This window comes from Pseudomonas sp. P9_2, from assembly GCF_034008255.1.
Taxonomy (GTDB): Bacteria; Pseudomonadota; Gammaproteobacteria; order Pseudomonadales; family Pseudomonadaceae; genus Aquipseudomonas; species Aquipseudomonas synxantha_A.
On record NZ_CP125376.1, the window covers coordinates 3,423,895 to 3,441,876 of the forward strand.

Consider the following 17,982-nt stretch of genomic DNA (forward strand, 5'->3'; position numbering starts at 1 on the left):
TTTTACAGGGCTAATTCCATGCTCCAACTGATCTTGGGTGGTGCCCGCTCGGGCAAGAGTCGCCTGGCTGAAAAGCTCGCCTGCGACAGCGCTTTGCCGGTCACTTATATCGCCACCAGCCAGCCGCTGGATGGTGAAATGAATCAGCGGGTGGCGCTGCATCGCGAACGTCGCCCGGATCATTGGGGGCTGATTGAAGAACCCATCGAGCTGGCGCATGTGCTGCGTGAAAACGCCGCTACCGACCGCTGCCTGTTGGTGGATTGCCTGACGTTATGGCTGACCAATCTGCTGATGCTCGACGATAGCGATCGTCTGGTGTTCGAGCGCGATCAACTGCTGCAAACCCTGGCCTCGCTGCCAGGTGAAATCATTTTTGTCAGCAACGAGACCGGTCTGGGTGTCGTGCCGCTGGGCGAATTGACTCGCCGCTATGTGGATGAAGCCGGTTGGCTGCATCAAGCCTTGGCCGAGCGGTGTCAGCGTGTGGTGTTGACGGTTGCCGGCCTGCCCCTGACTTTGAAAGGTACTGCGTTATGACGGACTCCTGGTGGCTCAACCCCTGCAAGGCCATTGATGCCGCTGCTCATGAGCAGGCGCTGGCGCGTCAGCAACAATTGACCAAGCCCGCCGGTTCCCTCGGCCAGCTGGAAGCGCTGGCGGTGCAACTGGCGGGTTTGCAGGGCCAGGTCAAGCCGTCGGTGGAGCAACTGTGGATCGCGATTTTTGCCGGTGATCACGGTGTGGTCGCCGAAGGCGTGTCGGCATTTCCCCAGGAAGTGACCGGGCAGATGCTGCAAAACTTCGTCAGTGGTGGTGCGGCGATCAGCGTGTTGGCGCGGCAACTGGATGCGCAACTGGAAGTGATTGATCTTGGCACAGTGACGCCCTCGCTGAACTTGCCCGGCGTGCGTCATGTGAATATCGGCGCGGGCACGGCCAACTTTGTTGATGGCCCGGCGATGACCCAGGCTCAGGGGCTGTTGGCATTGCAAGCCGGCCGAGACAGCGCGCACCGCGCTCTGGAACGCGGTGCGCAGGTGTTTATCGGCGGCGAGATGGGTATCGGCAATACCACCGCGGCCAGCGCGTTGGCCTGTGCATTGCTGGATTGCCAGGTGAGCGACCTGACTGGCCCGGGCACAGGTTTGAATGCAGCGGGCGTCAGCCACAAGGTCGCGGTCATCGAGCGCGCTTTGGCGCTGCATGCCGGGCAACGGGGTGATGCGTTGCAAACGCTGTTCAATCTCGGCGGTTTTGAAATTGCCGGGTTGGTTGGCGCTTACCTGGCCTGTGCGCAGGCAGGTATCGTGGTGCTGGTGGATGGGTTTATCTGCAGCGTTGCGGCGCTGGTGGCGGTGCGCTTGAACCCGGCGTGCCGCGAATGGCTGGTGTTCGGGCATCGCGGTGCCGAGCCGGGCCATCGCCATGTGTTGCACAGCCTGGATGCCGAACCGCTACTGGAACTGGGCTTGCGCCTGGGCGAAGGCAGCGGCGCGGCGCTGGCGGTGCCGTTGTTGCGTTTGGCCTGTGCGTTGCACGGGCAGATGGCAACCTTCGCCGAAGCGGCCGTGGCAGATCGCCCCGCATGACCTTGCACCTGGACCTGCTGCGCCACGGCGAAACCGAGCTGGGCGGCGGCCTGCGCGGCAGCCTGGACGATGCCTTGACCGCCAGGGGCTGGGCGCAGATGCGAGCCGCGGTGGTGGGGCAGGGGCCATGGGATCGGTTGATCGGCTCACCGTTGCAACGCTGCGCCTTGTTTGCCCAGGAGCTGGGAGCACAGCTCGGCCTGCCGGTCAGCCTTGAGCCGGCTTTGCAAGAACTCCACTTCGGTGCCTGGGAAGGCCAGAGCGCCGCGGCGCTGATGGAGACCGATGCCGAAGGGCTGGGTTTGTTCTGGGCCGATCCCTATGCGTTCACGCCGCCCCAAGGCGAGCCTGTCAGTGCATTTTCCGAGCGGGTGCTCGGCGCGGTGTCACGCCTGCATCAGGCTTACGCCGGCCAGCGCGTGTTGTTGGTCAGCCATGGCGGCGTGATGCGCCTGCTGCTGGCCCGGGCGCGTGGGATGCCGCGCGAGCAACTGCTGAACGTCGAGGTCGGCCACGGCGCGCTTTTCAGCCTGCAGGTCGGTGCCGACGGCGTACTGAAAGAAGGATCGTGACGATGTTGCCGTTCTGGATTGCCCTGCAATTTCTCAGCTGCCTGCCGATCCGCTTGCCGGGTATGCCGCAGCCTCAGGAGCTAGGCCGTTCGTTACTGTTTTATCCGCTGGTGGGACTGCTGTTCGGTCTATTGCTGTGGGGGTTGAACCTGGTATTGATGGGCGCGCCCTTGCTGCTGCACGCCGCGCTGTTGCTGACGGCCTGGGTGCTGCTCAGCGGTGGCCTGCACCTGGATGGCCTGGCGGACAGCGCCGATGCCTGGTTGGGTGGCTTTGGTGATCGCGAACGCACGCTCAGTATCATGAAAGATCCGCGCAGCGGGCCGATTGCGGTGGTTACCCTGGGCTTGGTGCTATTGCTCAAGTTCAGCGCGTTGGTGGCCTTGATCGAGCAGCATAATGGCGCCGCCCTGATCCTGGCGCCGTTGATCGGACGGGCTTCGATGCTGGCGCTGTTTCTTACCACGCGCTATGTGCGGGCAGGAGGGTTGGGCCAGGCCTTGTCGGACTACTTACCGCGGATTGTCGGCCAGCAGGTGCTGATCCTCAGCGGATTGACCTGCATCCTGATCGGTGGTTTCAACGGTGGCATTGCGGTATTGCTGGCGGTGCTGTGCTTTGTGTGGCTGCGTCACTTGATGATCAGGCGCCTTGGCGGTACCACGGGCGACACGGCAGGCGCGCTATTGGAACTACTGGAAGTCGCTGTCCTGGTCGGGTTGGCGCTGTAACGCTTTCTTGCAATTCCTTAACTCCGGGTATATACACGCTCTATGCTTGCTTCCCAATGTTTATGCACCAACCTGCGACGCGCCGCCCGTGGCGTCAGCAGGCATTACGACGGCGCTCTCGACGGCTTCGGGATCAACGTCGCCCAGTATTCTTTGCTGTGTAACCTGCAGCGCCTCGACCAACCGAGCATTTCCAGCTTGGCCGAAGCCATGGGCCTGGATCGCAGCACCCTGGGGCGCAACCTGCGTGTCCTGGAAGGCGAGGGGTTGGTGCAATTGGTCGAGGGCGATGACCTGCGAAACCGCCTTGTGCTGTTGACTGAAAGTGGCCAGCAGCGATTGGCCGCCGCGTTGCCGGCATGGGAAGCGGCGCAACAGAAGCTGATTGATAAGCTCGGCGCTGAAAAGCGCGAAACCTTGTTGGCCTTGCTGGATGAACTCGCCTGAACGGCGGTTTGTTCGACTACAAGCGGGTATATACCCGCGAGCGGAGAATAAAAAATGACCTCGATGTGGCGCACCAGCGGTTGGATCCTTGTGGGGAGTGCGCTGATCCTGGCGTTGTCCTTGGGCGTACGGCATGGCTTCGGCCTGTTTCTGGCGCCGATGAGCAGCGAATTCGGCTGGGGGCGTGAGACCTTCGCCTTCGCCATTGCCTTGCAGAACTTGATCTGGGGCCTGGCGCAGCCGTTTACCGGCGCCTTGGCCGACCGTTTCGGCGCAACCAGAGCGGTGTTTGTCGGCGGCGTGTTGTACGCCGTGGGCCTGGTGCTGATGGGGATGTCCGACTCCGCGTGGTCACTGTCCCTGAGTGCAGGCTTGCTGATTGGCATCGGCCTGTCCGGTACCTCGTTTTCAGTGATTCTCGGTGTGGTCGGTCGCGCCGTACCGCCGGAAAAACGCAGCATGGCCATGGGCATTGCCAGCGCCGCCGGGTCCTTCGGCCAGTTCGCCATGGTGCCCGGCACCCTCGGCTTGATCGGTTGGCTGGGCTGGTCCGCAGCGTTGCTGGCGTTGGGCTTGATGGTGGCGTTGATCCTGCCGCTGGTTGCCATGCTCAAGGACCGGCCGTTGCCGGTCACGGTCGGTCAGCAAACCCTGCGCGAAGCGTTGAAGGAAGCCTGCTCTCACTCCGGGTTCTGGCTGCTGTCTTTTGGTTTTTTTGTGTGCGGGTTCCAGGTTGTGTTTATCGGTGTGCACTTGCCGGCGTACCTGGTCGACCAACATCTGCCGGCCACGGTGGGCACCACGGTGCTGGCCTTGATCGGTCTGTTCAATGTGTTTGGCACCTATACCGCTGGCTGGCTGGGCGGGCGCATGTCCAAGCCGCGCTTGCTGACTGGTCTGTACCTGCTGCGGGCGGTGGTGATTGTGTTGTTCCTGTGGGCGCCAGTCACTGAAGTGACGGCCTATCTGTTTGGCATGGCGATGGGGTTTCTGTGGTTGTCCACCGTGCCGCTGACCAACGGCACCGTCGCGACGTTGTTTGGTGTACGCAACCTCTCGATGCTCGGTGGGATTGTGTTCCTGTTCCATCAACTCGGCTCGTTCCTAGGCGGCTGGCTGGGCGGGGTGGTCTATGATCGAACCGGCAACTACGATTTGATCTGGCAGGTGGCGATTCTGCTCAGCCTGCTCGCCGCGGCCTTGAACTGGCCGGTGCGTGAGCGGCCAGTGGCGCGTGTGCAGGCGCAGATGGAGGTGGCATGAGGGTAGCGGTGCGCTTGATGGTGATGGCGGCAGGGTTGCTTCTGTTGCTACTGGCCTGGTGGGGTTGGCAGCAAGGTGGCCTGGCGTTGATGCAACTGGGCATGGCGATCTGTTAAGTTCAATGCCTGAACTGACTCAAGGACTTTGATCATGTTGATGCGCTGGCTCGCTGTACCCGTCCTCATGGCTGTTGGCAGCGTGGCCATGGCCGCCAGCTGCCCGTCGCTGCTTACGGGCCAATTGCCCAAACTGCGGGCCAAGGAATCCATTGACCTGTGCCAGCAATTCGCTGGCAAACCCTTGGTGATCGTCAATACGGCGAGCTTCTGCGGCTTTGCCCCGCAGTTCAAGGGCCTGGAAGGCTTATATCAACGCTATAAGGGCGAAGGCCTGGAAGTGATTGGCGTGCCGTCCGATGACTTCAAGCAGGAAGCCAAGACCGGGGAGGAGACCGCCAAGGTCTGTTACGTGAATTATGGCGTGACCTTCACCATGACCGAGCCGCAGAAGGTCAAGGGGCCGGATGCGGTGCATCTGTTCAAGGTCCTTGCCGAGCAGGCCGACGCGGCGCCGAAGTGGAACTTCTACAAGTATGTGGTTGACCGCCAGGGCAATGTTGTCGCCAGCTTTTCCAGCCTGACCAAGCCGGACAGCCCGGAGTTGATCAAGGCGGTCGAGCAGGCGATAGCATCCAAACCCTGATAACCAGCCACTGAAAAGCCCCGCCTCCTTCACAGGAGAGCGGGGCTTTTTTATACGGTCGCGGTTTAGAACTTGTAGGTCATGCCCAGGCCGAAACCGTTGGCACTGTTTTCATACTTGGCGTTGTAGCTGGCCAATTGGTTAGAGCGCGAAACCTTGACGTCTTCTTCCTTCAGGTAGGAGTAGGCCAGGTCGATGGTCATGTTCGGCATGACCTCGTAGCCCAGGCCCAGGCTGAAGATCGTGCGGTCGCCGGTCGGGATGCGTGGCGAACGATCCGTGTTGTTGGTAGGCGACTGGTCGAAAGTCAGGCCGGTACGCAACACCACTTGCTTGGTGAGCTGATACGAAGTACCCACGGCATAGGCCCAGGTATCGTGCCAGTTCTGGTCTTCCTTGATAGTGCCTACCAAGGCAGGGGCGAGCGCGCCGCCTGTTGCGCCGGACACGCCGTCGTTCTTGACGGTGATGTCTTTCAAGCGGCTCCAGCGTGTCCAGGTTGCACCTGCATAGAGTTTCCAGGCGTCGGTCAGGTCTTGGGTCACCGACAGGTCGTAGGACTCAGGCGTATCGATCTTCAGCGACGCATCGTAGCGATTGCTGCGCAGGGCGGCAGCGGTCGCGGCTGGTGCGGTGACTTCGGTGTGGCCGTCCAGCTTGTAGCTGACCTTGGAGTGATAGGTCAGGCCGACGCGGGTGGTATCGGTGGCTTGTACCAGCACGCCGATGTTGAAGCCCAGCGCGGTGTCGTCACCCTTGATCTTGATGTTGGTGTCTGGCGCGAGAGCGTTCAGCGTCAGGTCTGATTCCAGGGTGCCGGCGATGCGGTTGATGGTCGGGCCAAAACCAACGGAAACACGGTCGTTGAAGGCGTAGCTGACCGTTGGCTGGAAGGTGATGACTTTCACTTCACTCTTGCTGCCAAAGCCACGGCCCTGGAAGCCGCTTTCGTAGTCGGTTACCAGGCCGAACGGTGCATAGACACCGAAGCCGACAGCCCACTGATCGTTGAGTTTATTGGTGTAGAAACCGAAAGGGACGGCGGTGAATGGCACCATGTCACCTTTGTTGCTGCCGCGGGAGCGGCCGCTGACGTCGCTGATATCAGTAGAAGCATCAATGGCTGCAACGCCGCCGGTGATCTGTTGACCTTCCAGGCGTGCCATACCGGCAGGGTTACCGAACACAGTGCTTGCATCATCGGCAGAAGAAGATCGACCTGCAAAACCAGTACCCATCCCGCTGACGCTCTGTTCGTTCAGGGCAAAGCCGCTGGCGAATAGTTGGGAGGATGCCATGGCAACGGCGAGGCTAAGTGTGGTCTTGAGCATTACTTTTTTCATTATTAGAACTCCGAGGTGATCACCGCAGCGGAAAGTAACAATAAATTTGCGATCGCGCTATAGGGTGTAATGCAGGAGATAGAGCGGTTTTGTAGGACAATCCGACCAGATTCGCTGTTTTTTGCCGAATCTTGCAATTTGCCCGGTCAGCAGATCACCTGTTTTATGGATGGGGCGCAGCTTTGCCAGGCTTGGGTAAAATCCCGCAGCCTCCCTTGAGGGTGGAATATTTCTTTCCAGATACGCGCCATGGCCAATACGTCGCCTGGGGCGGGCAGTGCCGGGCGGTGTTGTTCTACCAGCAACCAGGCGATTGCCGTGGCGTATCGCAGGTTTACCGTCAACTCCACCTGGGGCGCACTCAGAAACGCATGTTGGCTGGCCAGCCCGCGCACCAGGCTTGCGCGTTCCGGGTCCAGCGCCAGGTATTCGTCCCAGAGGGCACGGTGGCGGGGTTCAGTGATGCTATAGAGGCCATGGCCGCGCCGATCATGCAGGGCCGACCCCAGTTCCGACTGGCTGGCGGCGATGCCCAGTAACAAGGACTCGGCTGTTGGGTTATGGCAGCCGAGGTAGGTCAAGGTCGGCCTGATCACATAACGACACAATTCGCTGGCGGCAATACCCATACAAGCCTCAGTCCATAAATGGGGTGGACGAGCCTGAGAAGGAGGGCTTGGCAGCGGTGAATCGGATCTCAGGCCCGTCGCAAGCGGACGATGCCGCTTGAGTTGAAGTGTAGTGTCATATTCATGATGTAAAGGACTGTTTTTAAAACATCTTGTCTATTCAGTTATAACGTTTATATCTATCGGTGCTTAGTAAATACAGGCCCGCGCCAAATTTCAGGCAATAAAAAACCCTGTTTTTCAGACAGGGTTTTTGTTTTCAGCGACTCGGTCGATCAGGCAGTCAGTGCCTGACGGGTACGCTCGATCACGGCCTGCAGCGGTTCTGCGCTGGAGTATTGATCGGGGTACAGGCGTTCGCTGTGACGAGCGATACCGTGTTCATTGACCAGGGTGAAGCTGAAGCAGCCTTTGCGAGCGGCCATGATCAGGCAGTTCATTGGGGCAAAAGCGTTAGTGAGGGTGCGAATGGCATCCTGAGTGTGGATTTGAGCGTTCATATTATTGGTGTTCCTACAAATGACACGGATAAGAACCGTGCAACGTTAAAACGTTCCAGTAACGCTGATCACCATTGATCAAGCGAAGAACCTGACTGGAACAAAGCAGCCAGTTTGAAGCGCTAATAATTTAGGCGCGCTTGGGCTGGCAGGTAGGTACTTAGGAGGGCAGGCAACACAACAGGGGCAAAGGTTCTGAGCCCGGGGTGAAGATCCTGATCAATTTGCAGGTTGGTTCGGTCAGAGTATGTAAACTTCGCGACACCCTTTGCTTGTTCAAAGGCAGTGTCGTCGCAAGCGATACCTGGAAACCATCGAGGTGGTCGATCCCGTGTGGTTCAGGGGACTTGTTCGACCAGAATTGACTTTCAGCTTGGTACTAACGCCGCGGATAGTAACGGAATGAAACAGGAAAGGGAAGGGGGGTGGCAAAAAACTTTAATCAGCCGCCGAGCAATCCACGATAGACCAGTACGGTCACAGACGCAGCCAGGGCGCAGCCCAGTGCGTAGGCGGCGAGCGTCAGGCGCAAGGACTGGCCGGTCTCGATCAGTTGCATGACCTCGTGCAGATCATTGATCCGGCCGTCACTCAGTTCGATGCACAGGCTCGCGGCGGTAAAGGCGGCCGAGAGCAAAATCGCGATGGCAAACAACGCGCCGTCCGGAGAGGGTAGCGCGGCATTGATTCCCAACGATGTCGCGCAGATGGCCAACAGCAGCATGGCGAAAAGCAGAATTCCTTTCATCGGCCCTACAGAGTTGCGTTGACGGTGGCGCAGTGTGGCGAGCCGGGGCAGATTTGAAAAGCCCTCGGGTTTGTCCGCTCAGTAACATGTTTAACGCGTGTTGAATCAAAAAACGCCGGCGTTATAACCCGCGAATAGGTACTTGTGCACATTAGTTGCGGCGTGTGTAACCCTCCTTTCACTCACCGTGAAGCGCATCCGTTTGCCTGTAATCAAAATTTAAGTCAATGAAAAATCTGGCTTTTTTTTATTGGTGAAAAAATCGTCAGTTTGACCGGGGGCCCCGTTCCATGGGCCTTTGCGCGAGTTCAAGGAGGGTTGTCCACTGAGTTATCCACAGCTTCTGTGGATTGTCCCAAGCGCTTGCTCTAGGACGGGCGTGCAGGTTTTTTTCAGCTTTACCTGTACGAAAAAAAGAGTAGAGTGGCGCGCCTTCCGTTCTGTCCCACAGTGCTTTATGAAGTTTCGCTCAGTATCACCTTCTGTTACCGACACTACTCAAACTGTTACCGCACCCAAGCGTTTTTCCTTGAAGGTCGCTCTGTGGCTGCTCGACAGCCCGCGTCTGGGCCAGAGCAGCAACGTCAAGCACTTCGCCGGGCGCTTGCTCAAGCAGCCTGCCCGGGAAGGCGTGGTGGCCGCACAGAGTCGTCTCGGCCAACTGATGTGCCGTGAGTGCGGAAACGCCCGTGATCGGCGCATTGGTCATGATCTATTACGCTCGGCCGCTCGCGCCGGCGATCGTCGCGCCCAGCGTGAACTGGGCCAGGTCGAAGACTGAGCTGTCTTCGCGCCCTGTGCTTGGTTACCCTTGATCTTTTTTGGTGATGGCAGAAATGGCTATGGTTTTTGACTGGACCAGTATTGCCTTGGGGCTCGTTGGCGCAGCCGTACCGTTACTGGCGCTGTGCTGGCAGATTCAGCGGCGCTTGAACGCGCGTAACACCGGCTGGGAACTGCTGGAAGAACGCCTGGCAAACGCGCAACTGGCCCAGGAAGGGCTCGCCGCCCAACTGGACGCCAGTCGCGATGAAATCAGCGACCTGAGCCAGGCCAACGCCGCCAAACAAGCCGACCTGGCGGCACTGGGCCGCGAAGTCGAACTGTTGCAGATCGACCGCGATAACGCCCGCGATGCCGCCCATGCCTGGAACCTCGATCGCAGCGCCAAGGAAACCGAACTGCGCCGTCTCGATGCCTTGGCCGCAGCCCTGAGCGCGGAATTGCGCGAGCAGCAGGAGAGCCATCAGCAGCGCCTCACTGACCTGCAAGGCTCACGGGACGAGCTGCGTGCTCAGTTCGCCGAGCTTGCCGGTAAAATCTTCGACGAGCGTGAACAGCGCTTCGCCGAAACCAGCCAGGAACGCCTGGGCCAGTTGCTCGACCCGCTCAAGGAGCGCATCCAGTCCTTCGAGAAACGCGTTGAAGAAAGCTATCAAAACGAAGCCCGTGAGCGGTTCTCCCTGGCCAAGGAGCTTGAGCGCCTGCAGCAACTGAACCTGCGCCTGTCGGACGAAGCCACCAACCTGACCCGCGCCCTCAAGGGGCAGAAAACCCAGGGCAACTGGGGGGAACTGATTCTTGAGCGGGTGCTGGAACACGCAGGCCTGGAAAAAGGCCGCGAATACCAGACCCAGGTCAGCCTCAAGGGCCCGGATGGCGAGCGCTTCCAGCCGGACGTGCTGATCATGTTGCCGGGCGACAAGCAGGTGGTGGTCGACTCCAAGGTCAGCTTGACCGCCTATCAACAGTACGTCGCGGCAGATGACGAAGTGATTGGCCAGGCGGCGTTGAAGCAGCATGTGCTGTCTTTGCGCAATCACGTCAAGGGCTTGGCCGGCAAGGACTACAAGCGCCTGGAAGGTTTGCACAGCCTGGATTTCGTTCTGCTGTTCGTACCGATCGAGGCGGCTTTTTCCGCGGCCTTGCAGGCTGAACCGAATTTGTTCCAGGAAGCCTTCGATCGCCATATCGTGATTGTCAGCCCCACCACCTTGCTCGCCACCCTGCGGGTGATCGACAGCCTGTGGAAGCAGGAGCGTCAGAGCCAGAACGCCCGGGAAATCGCCGAGCGTGCCGGTTGGCTGTACGACAAGTTCGTGTTGTTTATCCAGGACCTGGACGAAGTGGGCAACCGGCTGCAGCAGTTGGACAAGGCTTACAGCGCGGCGCGCAACAAATTGACGGACGGGCGTGGGAATCTGGTCAGCCGTACCGAGCAGTTAAGGTTGCTCGGCGCCCGAGCCAGCAAGAGCCTTCCGGCGGATTTACTGGAGCGAGCGATGACAGATTCGGATGGCGTGGCGCATCTCCCCGAATAGAGGTGGGGCCAAATGCGGGAGTGGGCAAGCCCCTCCCACATTTTGACCACGCACGACCCTTTTACAAGGGCAGGTGCCTGCTCAACAGTGCCCTCAACGCCGCCGGCTTCACCGGCTTGGCCAGGTAGTCCAGCCCCGCCCCATGCACCTGCGCCACCATCTCCGGGCGCCCGTCGGCACTGATCACCACGCCGGGAATAGGCTCGGCCAATTGCGCTCGCAGCCAGCCCATCAGTTCGGTGCCGGTTTCGCCGTGGTCCAGGTGATAATCCACCAGCGCCAGTTGCGGTCGCATACCGTCGGCCAGCAGCGCTGCGCACTCGGCCTGGTCGGTGGCGGTCCAGACTTCGCAGCCCCAGCGTGTCAGCAGGCTGCGCATACCGATCAGGATGCTTTCCTCATTATCCACGCACAGCACCCGCGCACCGCTCAGGGGCAGGCCGTTCTCCACGGCGGCTTTTGGCTGCGGGCTGGTCTGGTTGCGCGCCAGCGGCACGCATACGCTAAACACGCTGCCCTTGCCCGGCCACGAGCGCACGCTCAGGCGATGGCCCAACACGCGGCACAGGCCGTCGGCAATCGCCAAGCCCAGGCCCAGGCCCTTCTCGGCGCGGGTCTGGTGGCTGTCCAGGCGCTTGAATTCTTCGAAGATCACTTTTTGCTTGTCCGGCGGAATGCCCGGGCCGCGGTCCCATACTTCCAGGCACAGTTCGCCCTGACGTCGACGTACGCCCAGCAGCACGGGCCCGTCGGCATAACGGAAGGCATTGGTCAGAAAGTTCTGCAACACCCGCCGCAGCAACTTGATGTCGCTGTCCACTCGCAGGCGGCTGCCGCGCCAACGGAAGCGCAAACCTTGCTCATGGGCCAGCGCCTTGAATTCTGCGCCCAGGGTGTCAAATAGCTCATTGAGTACAAAGGGCTGGCGTTGTGGGTTGATCTTGCCGTTTTCCAGGCGCGAGATATCCAGCAAGTCGCTGATCAGGTCTTCGGCTGAGCGCAACGAGCTATCCAGATGCTGCACCAGTTGCCGCGCCTCGTCGGACAGGCCGTCGTGCTGGTGGGAGAGGGCGGCGGAGAACAGCCGCGCCGCGTTCAAGGGTTGCATCAGGTCATGACTGACTGCCGCCAGGAAGCGGGTCTTCGACTGGCTGGCAGATTCGGCCACGCCTTTGGCGTCGGTCAGCGCCACGTTGAGCTGCGACAACTCATGGGTGCGCTCGGTCACTCGTTGTTCCAGGCCTTCGTTTGCCTCGGTCAGTGCCTGTTCGGCTTCGCGGAACGCGGTGATGTCGGTGAAACTCATGACAAAACCGCCACCGGGCATCGGGTTGCCGATCAACTCGATCACCCGGCCATTGGGGAACAGGCGCTCGGAGGTGTGCGCGCGGCCCTGGCGCATCCAGTGCAAGCGTCGCGCCACATGTACTTCGGCTTCACCCGGCCCGCACAGGCCGCGCTCGGCGTTGTAGCGAATAATGTCGGCAATCGGCCGGCCAACGCTGATCAAACCGTCCGGGTAGTTGAACAGCTCCAGGTAGCGTCGGTTCCAGGCCACCAGCTTGAGCGACTGGTCCACCACGCTGATGCCCTGGGTAATGTTCTCGATAGCGCCTTGCAGCAGGGCGCGGTTGAATTGCAGCACCTCGGAGGCTTCGTCGGCGATGCGTACTACGTCCTCCAGCTGCATTTCCCGCCCTTCGATCGCGGCTTTCACCACTGCCCGCGTCGAGGAGGCGCCGAGCACGCCGGCCAACAAACGCTCGGTATGGGCAATCCAATCGTTGTCGGCATTCTGGTTGGGGTTGAAGCCTTTACCCTGGCGATAGGCAAAGCGAATGAAGCTCTGCTGGGCACGTTCTTCGCCGACGAAACGTGCAGCCAGGCTGAGCAGGTCGCTGATCTGCACCGACAACATGGAACGAGCATTGGCGCGCTGGTTGATTTCCTGGCCGATAAACCGGCCGGCCTGCCAGTGCTCGGAAACCCGCGTGCGCGACAGCATCGATACCCAGACGAAGAGGGTGAAGTTACCCGCCAGGGAGAACACTGTACCCAAGGTCAGCGACGTCACCGACAGCCCGAATGGGTGGGAGTGCATCCAGGTCAGGCCGGGGAAAAGGCTGAGCGACCAGCCAAGGCTTTTCGCCGTCACCGGTAGGACCAAGGTGTAGAACCACAGGAATGTACCGGCAGCCAGGCCGGCAAATACACCGCGTCGGTTGGCCTGCTTCCAGTAGAGCGCACCGAGCATCGCCGGGGCCAGTTGGGTCACGGCGGCAAAAGCGATCTGGCCGATGGTGGCCAGGCTGGCAGTCGAGCCGAGCAGACGGTAGCTCACATACGCCAGCAGCAGAATGATCACAATGCTCACCCGGCGTACCGAGAGCATCCAGTGGCGGAATACTTCGAACGGCCGCTCGGCGCTGGAGCGGCGCAGCAACCAGGGCAACAGCATGTCGTTGGAGACCATGGTCGACAACGCGATGCTGGCCACGATGACCATGCCGGTGGCTGCCGAAGCCCCGCCGATGAACGCCAGCACGGCGAGGGCCGGGTGGGCCTGGGCCATCGGCAGGCTGATCACGTAGGAGTCGGGCAGCACCGAACCGGGCAACAGCATTTTGCCGCCCAGGGCGATCGGTACCACGAACAACGCGGCGAGGATCAAGTACGCCGGGAATACCCACTTGGCCAGGCGCAGGTCCTGCGGGTCAATGTTCTCAACGACGGTCACATGGAATTGCCGGGGCAGGCAGATGATCGCCATCATGGCGACGCCAGTCTGCACCACCATTGATGGCCAGTTGATCGTTTCTTTCCAGTATTCCTCCAGGCGCGGTGCGAGCATGGCCTGGCTGAACAGATCGCCGAAACCGTCGTACAAGCCGTAGGTCACAAACGCACCGACCGCGAGGAATGCGAACAGCTTGACCAAAGACTCAAAGGCAATCGCCAGCACCATGCCCCGGTGGTGTTCGGTGGCATCGAGGTTGCGCGTACCAAACACGATAGTGAACAGCGCCAGCACCAGCGATACGATCAAGGCCGTGTCCTGAGCCCGGGTACCGGTGGTGTCGGGGCCGGCGCCGATCAACAGGTTTACGCCCAGCACGATGCCTTTGAGTTGCAGCGCGATATAGGGCAGCACGCCGACCAGACAGATCAGCGCGACCACCACCGCCAGGGATTGGGATTTGCCATAGCGAGCGGCGATAAAGTCGGCGATGGAGGTGATGTTTTCCTGCTTGCTGATCAGGATCATCTTCTGCAGCACCCAAGGCGCCAACACCAGTAACAGCACCGGCCCCAGGTAGATCGGTAAAAATGCCCACAACTGCTCGGCGGCTTGGCCTACCGCTCCAAAGAACGTCCAACTGGTGCAGTACACCGCCAGCGACAAGCTATAGACCCACGCACGCACCCGGGGTGGCAGCGGCGCATGGCGGCGGTCACCGTAAAAGGCGATGGCAAACATAATGGCCATATAGGCCAGGGCAACGGCGGCGATCAGCCCGCTGGACAGCGTCATGGTAACTCCGAGCATAAGAACACCCGGGCATTCCGGGCCCGGTTGGACAGTCTCGCATGATGCCTGTTGTTAGTCAGTGTCGACCAAGGTCGCGTGGGATCTAATGTCGCAGGTGCATTCAGCGCGGGGGCAGGGTTTTCTGGCGCAGGATGTAGATCGTCACCAGCACGGCGCTGGTCAGCATGAAGCCGCGAGCCCACGGCAACGGCACCAGGTAACAGGACAGCGCGATGCTCAGCCACATCAGGCCGATGGCGTAGACCTTACCCTTGAGTGGAATGCCGTTGCCATCCAGGTAATCACGAATCCATGGGCCCAGCCGTGGGTGTTCCACCAGCCAGTGATAGAACCGCGGGGAGCTTCGAGCGAAGCAGGCGGCGGCCAGCAGTAGAAAGGGCGTGGTCGGTAATACCGGCAGGAAAATGCCAATCACTCCCAGCGCTACGCTCAGCCAGCCGATGGCCAGTAGTACGTAGCGCAGGAGCAGTGAGCGGTTGCCCATGGGTGCCACGGGCAAGCGACTCAGTGGTGACGTGGCTTGAGGATCGCCGGTTTTTCGTCAGGCGCGTTGCACAGCAGGTACAGCGCGGTCAGGGCTTCCGGGATCTGCACGATCATGTCGTCCATCAGGTTGGCATCGGCGGCGATGTCGGAGAACTCTGCTTCTTCTTCGAACAGGCCCGAACCAACCATGATCGGCAGGAGCATTTCGCTGACTTCTTCTTCGGCGGTTTCGAACCAGGCGGCTTCACGCAGGAACACGCCTTCCATGAAACCGATGCACCAGCCGCGCAGGTCGGAGTCATCCGGGTCGTCGCCCAGGTCGAGGTCGCATGGCAGCTCGAACTCTTCGTCGGAGGCCAGTTGGCGCGCAATGTGGGCCTTGAGGGCGATCAGGGTGGATTCGATTTCTTCGCGCTGGGCGGCGTCGCTGTAATGAGGCTCTTCAGCGAACAGCGCGTCGATCCATTCACGGTCCGGGACGGTTTCGGAGCAGATCGACAGGGCGGTCAGGTAGCCGTGGGCGGCCACGTAGTCCAGCGCCTCGTCATGCAGCTCATCGGCGTCGAGGAAGGCTTGCAGGCGGGTTAGTTGCTCAGCGAAGGACATTGAAGGGCTACCTTGGGAATAAACGATGCTGAATTCTAGGCTTTCTTGAGCGCCCAGGCCAGCCGCACGGCATATTTGCCCGGTTTTAGAGCGGGCGTCTATTCGTCAGTCGCGCCCTTTGGCCGATGACGGTCGGGTATACTGCCGCGTTTTGTGATGCCCCTGCAGGCTTAGCGCCAATCCGGGAAAACTTCGCTTACGGATTATTTTCCGTGAAAGCGTATTTTTTCGGCCAGCCTGTACAGAGGGATTTCGGCACCATTTTGGAGTTTTACATGCTCGAGCAGGCTCAACGCGTCCTCAAGGACATCTTCGGCTACGACAGTTTTCGTGGCCGCCAGGGTGCGATCATTGAGCGTGTGGCCAGCGGCGGCGATGCCCTGGTGCTGATGCCTACCGGTGGCGGCAAGTCGCTGTGCTTCCAGGTACCTGCGCTGTTGCGCAACGGCCTGGCGGTGGTGGTGTCGCCGCTGATCGCGTTGATGGACGATCAGGTTGCCACCCTCGAAGAGCTGGGCGTCGCCGCCGCTTCCCTGAACTCCACTCTCAGCGCCGAGCAGCAGCGCGACCTGGCCGCACGAATCAAGCGCGGTGAAGTGAAGATGTTGTACCTGGCGCCGGAGCGTCTGGTGCAGCCACGCATGTTGGCCTTTTTGCAGAGCCTGGAAATCGCCCTGTTCGCCATCGACGAAGCCCACTGTGTATCGCAGTGGGGCCACGATTTCCGCCGCGAATACCTGCAGCTTGGTCAATTGGCGGAGCTGTTCCCCGACGTGCCGCGCATCGCCCTGACCGCCACCGCCGACAAACGTACCCGTGAAGAGATCGTCGAGCGCCTGCATTTGCAGAATGCCGAGCGCTTCCTGTCCAGCTTTGACCGGCCGAATATCTTCTATCGCATCGTACCCAAGGAGCAGCCACGCAAGCAGTTGCTCGCGTTCCTGTCCGAGCGGCGCAGCGATGCGGGTATTGTCTACTGCCTGTCACGCAAGAAGGTCGATGAAGTCGCTGCGTTCCTGTGCGAGCAAGGCTACCCGGCGCTGCCTTACCACGCCGGCCTGCCCAATGAAACGCGCTCTGCGCACCAGAAACGCTTCCTCAACGAGGAAGGCCTGATCATGGTGGCGACCATCGCCTTCGGCATGGGCATCGACAAATCCAACGTGCGTTTCGTGGCGCACATGGACCTGCCCAAGTCCCTTGAGGCCTATTACCAGGAAACCGGTCGTGCCGGCCGAGATGGCCTGCCGGCGGATGCCTGGATGGTCTACGGCCTGCAGGACGTGGTGATGCTCAAACAGATGCTGCAGAACTCCGAAGGTGACGAGCGCCACAAGCGTCTGGAGCAGCACAAGCTCGACGCCATGCTTTCGTTGTGCGAAGAAACCCGCTGCCGCCGTCAGACGCTGCTGGCGTATTTCGACGAAGACATGCCGCAACCCTGCGGCCACTGCGACAACTGCATCGACGGCGTGCAAACCTGGGACGCTACCGAGCCTGCGCGCCAGGCGTTGTCGACGATCTATCGCACTGGCCAGCGCTATGGCGTGGGCCATCTGGTGGATGTGTTGCTCGGCAAGGACAATGAAAAAGTGCGCAGCTTCGGCCACGAAAAACTGTCGGTCTATGGCGTCGGCAAGGCCCGTGCCGAGGGCGAATGGCGTTCGCTGTTTCGCCAGATGGTTGCCCGTGGCCTCGTCGACATTGATATCGAAGGCTATGGCGGGCTGCGCCTGAACGACAGTTGCCGGCCGTTGCTCAAGGGTGAAGTCAGCCTGGAACTGCGCCGCGACCTCAAGCCGCAGGCCAGCGCCAAAAGCAGCAGCACCAGCCAGGCCAGCCAGTTGGTGCGGGGCGAGGAGCGCGAGCAGTGGGAGGCGTTGCGTACCCTGCGGCGCAAATTGGCGCAGGAACACAGCGTGCCGCCCTACGTTATCTTCCCAGACTCCACCTTGCTGGAAATGCTCCGCGAGCAACCGACCACCATGGCCGAGATGGCTCGGGTCAGTGGCGTGGGTGCGCGCAAGCTGGAGCGTTATGGCCAGGCCTTCCTCGAAGTGCTCGGCGGCCAGGCAGAAGCGCCGAAGGAAATCGCCGATATTCGCCACGAACTGATCAGCCTGGCCCGCGCTGGCATGACCCCGATCCAGATCGCCGGCCAACTGCAATGCTCGGAAAAAAATGTGTATACCCTGCTCGCCGAAGCCATTGGCAAGCAACAGTTGTCGCTGGATCAGGCCCTTGATTTGCCTGAGGATTTACTTGGCGAAATCCAGGATGCCTTCCTCGACGGAGAAGGCGAATTGCCACCTGTGGTGGAGATCGCTCCGTTGTTCACCGGGCGTGTTCCCGAGGGTGTTTTGTACTGCGTGCGGGCCGCTTTGCAGTCGGAATTCGAAATTTAGTGTGGCAATTACGACAATGTAACGAATCAGTACATACCGGGCCTTGCCTACTGGCATGGCTCATGCTTAGCTGACTAATAATTAGCC

The 17,982-nt window shown here is 60.5% G+C and carries 17 protein-coding genes; 10 read left to right on the forward strand and 7 right to left on the reverse strand.

All coding sequences use genetic code 11. From position 1 onward, the window contains the following. The first annotated feature begins 18 nt into the window (after window positions 1-18). The 7 genes from cobU to QMK52_RS15380 all read left to right on the forward strand — a co-directional run bounded on the left by cobU (window position 19) and on the right by QMK52_RS15380 (window position 5,307). A complete protein-coding gene (gene cobU / locus QMK52_RS15350; protein WP_005790157.1) occupies window positions 19-540 on the forward strand; it encodes a bifunctional adenosylcobinamide kinase/adenosylcobinamide-phosphate guanylyltransferase in 522 nt (173 codons plus the stop codon). Next, a complete protein-coding gene (gene cobT, locus QMK52_RS15355; RefSeq protein ID WP_320403041.1) occupies window positions 537-1,592 on the forward strand; it encodes a nicotinate-nucleotide--dimethylbenzimidazole phosphoribosyltransferase in 1,056 nt (351 codons plus the stop codon). The genes cobU and cobT overlap by 4 nt, the downstream gene beginning before the upstream one ends. Next, window positions 1,589-2,164: an alpha-ribazole phosphatase family protein gene (cobC, locus tag QMK52_RS15360; protein ID WP_103733674.1), complete on the forward strand. Its 576-nt coding sequence runs from the start codon at window positions 1,589-1,591 to the stop codon at window positions 2,162-2,164. Before cobT ends, cobC begins: the two co-directional genes overlap by 4 nt. A gap of 2 nt (window positions 2,165-2,166) precedes the next feature. Continuing rightward, window positions 2,167-2,895, forward strand: coding sequence for an adenosylcobinamide-GDP ribazoletransferase (locus tag QMK52_RS15365; RefSeq protein ID WP_320403042.1), 729 nt, complete (start codon window positions 2,167-2,169; stop codon window positions 2,893-2,895). Between the two features lie 42 nt (window positions 2,896-2,937). Then, window positions 2,938-3,342, forward strand: coding sequence for a MarR family winged helix-turn-helix transcriptional regulator (locus QMK52_RS15370; protein ID WP_005790150.1), 405 nt, complete (start codon window positions 2,938-2,940; stop codon window positions 3,340-3,342). Window positions 3,343-3,405: 63 nt separating this feature from the next. After that, on the forward strand, window positions 3,406-4,605 hold the full coding sequence (locus tag QMK52_RS15375) for an MFS transporter (RefSeq protein ID WP_320404198.1): 1,200 nt from the start codon (window positions 3,406-3,408) through the stop codon (window positions 4,603-4,605). Window positions 4,606-4,755: 150 nt separating this feature from the next. Then, window positions 4,756-5,307 (forward strand): glutathione peroxidase, encoded by a 552-nt coding sequence (locus QMK52_RS15380; RefSeq protein WP_005790144.1) that lies wholly within the window; start codon window positions 4,756-4,758, stop codon window positions 5,305-5,307. Window positions 5,308-5,372: 65 nt separating this feature from the next. Here QMK52_RS15380 and QMK52_RS15385 read toward each other — a convergent pair whose 3' ends face one another. From QMK52_RS15385 to QMK52_RS15400, 4 genes are all read right to left on the reverse strand, one after another. After that, entirely contained in the window at window positions 5,373-6,650 is a 1,278-nt protein-coding gene (locus QMK52_RS15385; RefSeq protein WP_005790143.1) for an OmpP1/FadL family transporter, read from the reverse strand. Window positions 6,651-6,796: 146 nt separating this feature from the next. Further along, window positions 6,797-7,279 carry a hypothetical protein gene (locus tag QMK52_RS15390; RefSeq protein ID WP_320403043.1) on the reverse strand — a complete coding sequence of 161 codons (483 nt, stop codon included), beginning with the start codon at window positions 7,277-7,279 and terminating at the stop codon, window positions 6,797-6,799. Between the two features lie 275 nt (window positions 7,280-7,554). Beyond that, the gene (locus QMK52_RS15395) at window positions 7,555-7,779 is read right to left on the reverse strand and encodes a hypothetical protein (protein WP_005790139.1); all 225 of its coding nucleotides are present in this window, start codon (window positions 7,777-7,779) and stop codon (window positions 7,555-7,557) included. A 442-nt stretch (window positions 7,780-8,221) separates the two neighbouring features. After that, entirely contained in the window at window positions 8,222-8,527 is a 306-nt protein-coding gene (locus QMK52_RS15400) for a hypothetical protein (RefSeq protein ID WP_032803664.1), read from the reverse strand. Between the two features lie 457 nt (window positions 8,528-8,984). Here QMK52_RS15400 and QMK52_RS15405 point away from each other — a divergent pair, with 457 nt between their 5' ends. Together QMK52_RS15405 and rmuC are read left to right on the forward strand one after the other, a co-directional pair. Beyond that, window positions 8,985-9,308 (forward strand): hypothetical protein, encoded by a 324-nt coding sequence (locus tag QMK52_RS15405; protein WP_005790136.1) that lies wholly within the window; start codon window positions 8,985-8,987, stop codon window positions 9,306-9,308. Between the two features lie 175 nt (window positions 9,309-9,483). Next, window positions 9,484-10,848, forward strand: coding sequence for a DNA recombination protein RmuC (rmuC, locus tag QMK52_RS15410; protein WP_177464428.1), 1,365 nt, complete (start codon window positions 9,484-9,486; stop codon window positions 10,846-10,848). A 61-nt stretch (window positions 10,849-10,909) separates the two neighbouring features. On the opposite strand, the gene QMK52_RS15415 is transcribed toward rmuC, so the two are convergent. The 3 genes from QMK52_RS15415 to QMK52_RS15425 all read right to left on the reverse strand — a co-directional run bounded on the left by QMK52_RS15415 (window position 10,910) and on the right by QMK52_RS15425 (window position 15,490). Continuing rightward, window positions 10,910-14,380: a PAS domain-containing hybrid sensor histidine kinase/response regulator gene (locus QMK52_RS15415; RefSeq protein ID WP_005790132.1), complete on the reverse strand. Its 3,471-nt coding sequence runs from the start codon at window positions 14,378-14,380 to the stop codon at window positions 10,910-10,912. A gap of 118 nt (window positions 14,381-14,498) precedes the next feature. Next, window positions 14,499-14,882, reverse strand: coding sequence for a YbaN family protein (locus tag QMK52_RS15420; protein WP_032803663.1), 384 nt, complete (start codon window positions 14,880-14,882; stop codon window positions 14,499-14,501). 20 nt (window positions 14,883-14,902) lie between these two features. Continuing rightward, a complete protein-coding gene (locus QMK52_RS15425) occupies window positions 14,903-15,490 on the reverse strand; it encodes a YecA family protein (protein WP_005790129.1) in 588 nt (195 codons plus the stop codon). Between the two features lie 275 nt (window positions 15,491-15,765). Between QMK52_RS15425 and recQ the strand changes: the two genes are divergently transcribed. After that, window positions 15,766-17,895: a DNA helicase RecQ gene (gene recQ, locus QMK52_RS15430; RefSeq protein WP_320403044.1), complete on the forward strand. Its 2,130-nt coding sequence runs from the start codon at window positions 15,766-15,768 to the stop codon at window positions 17,893-17,895. Window positions 17,896-17,982: the final 87 nt, after the last annotated feature.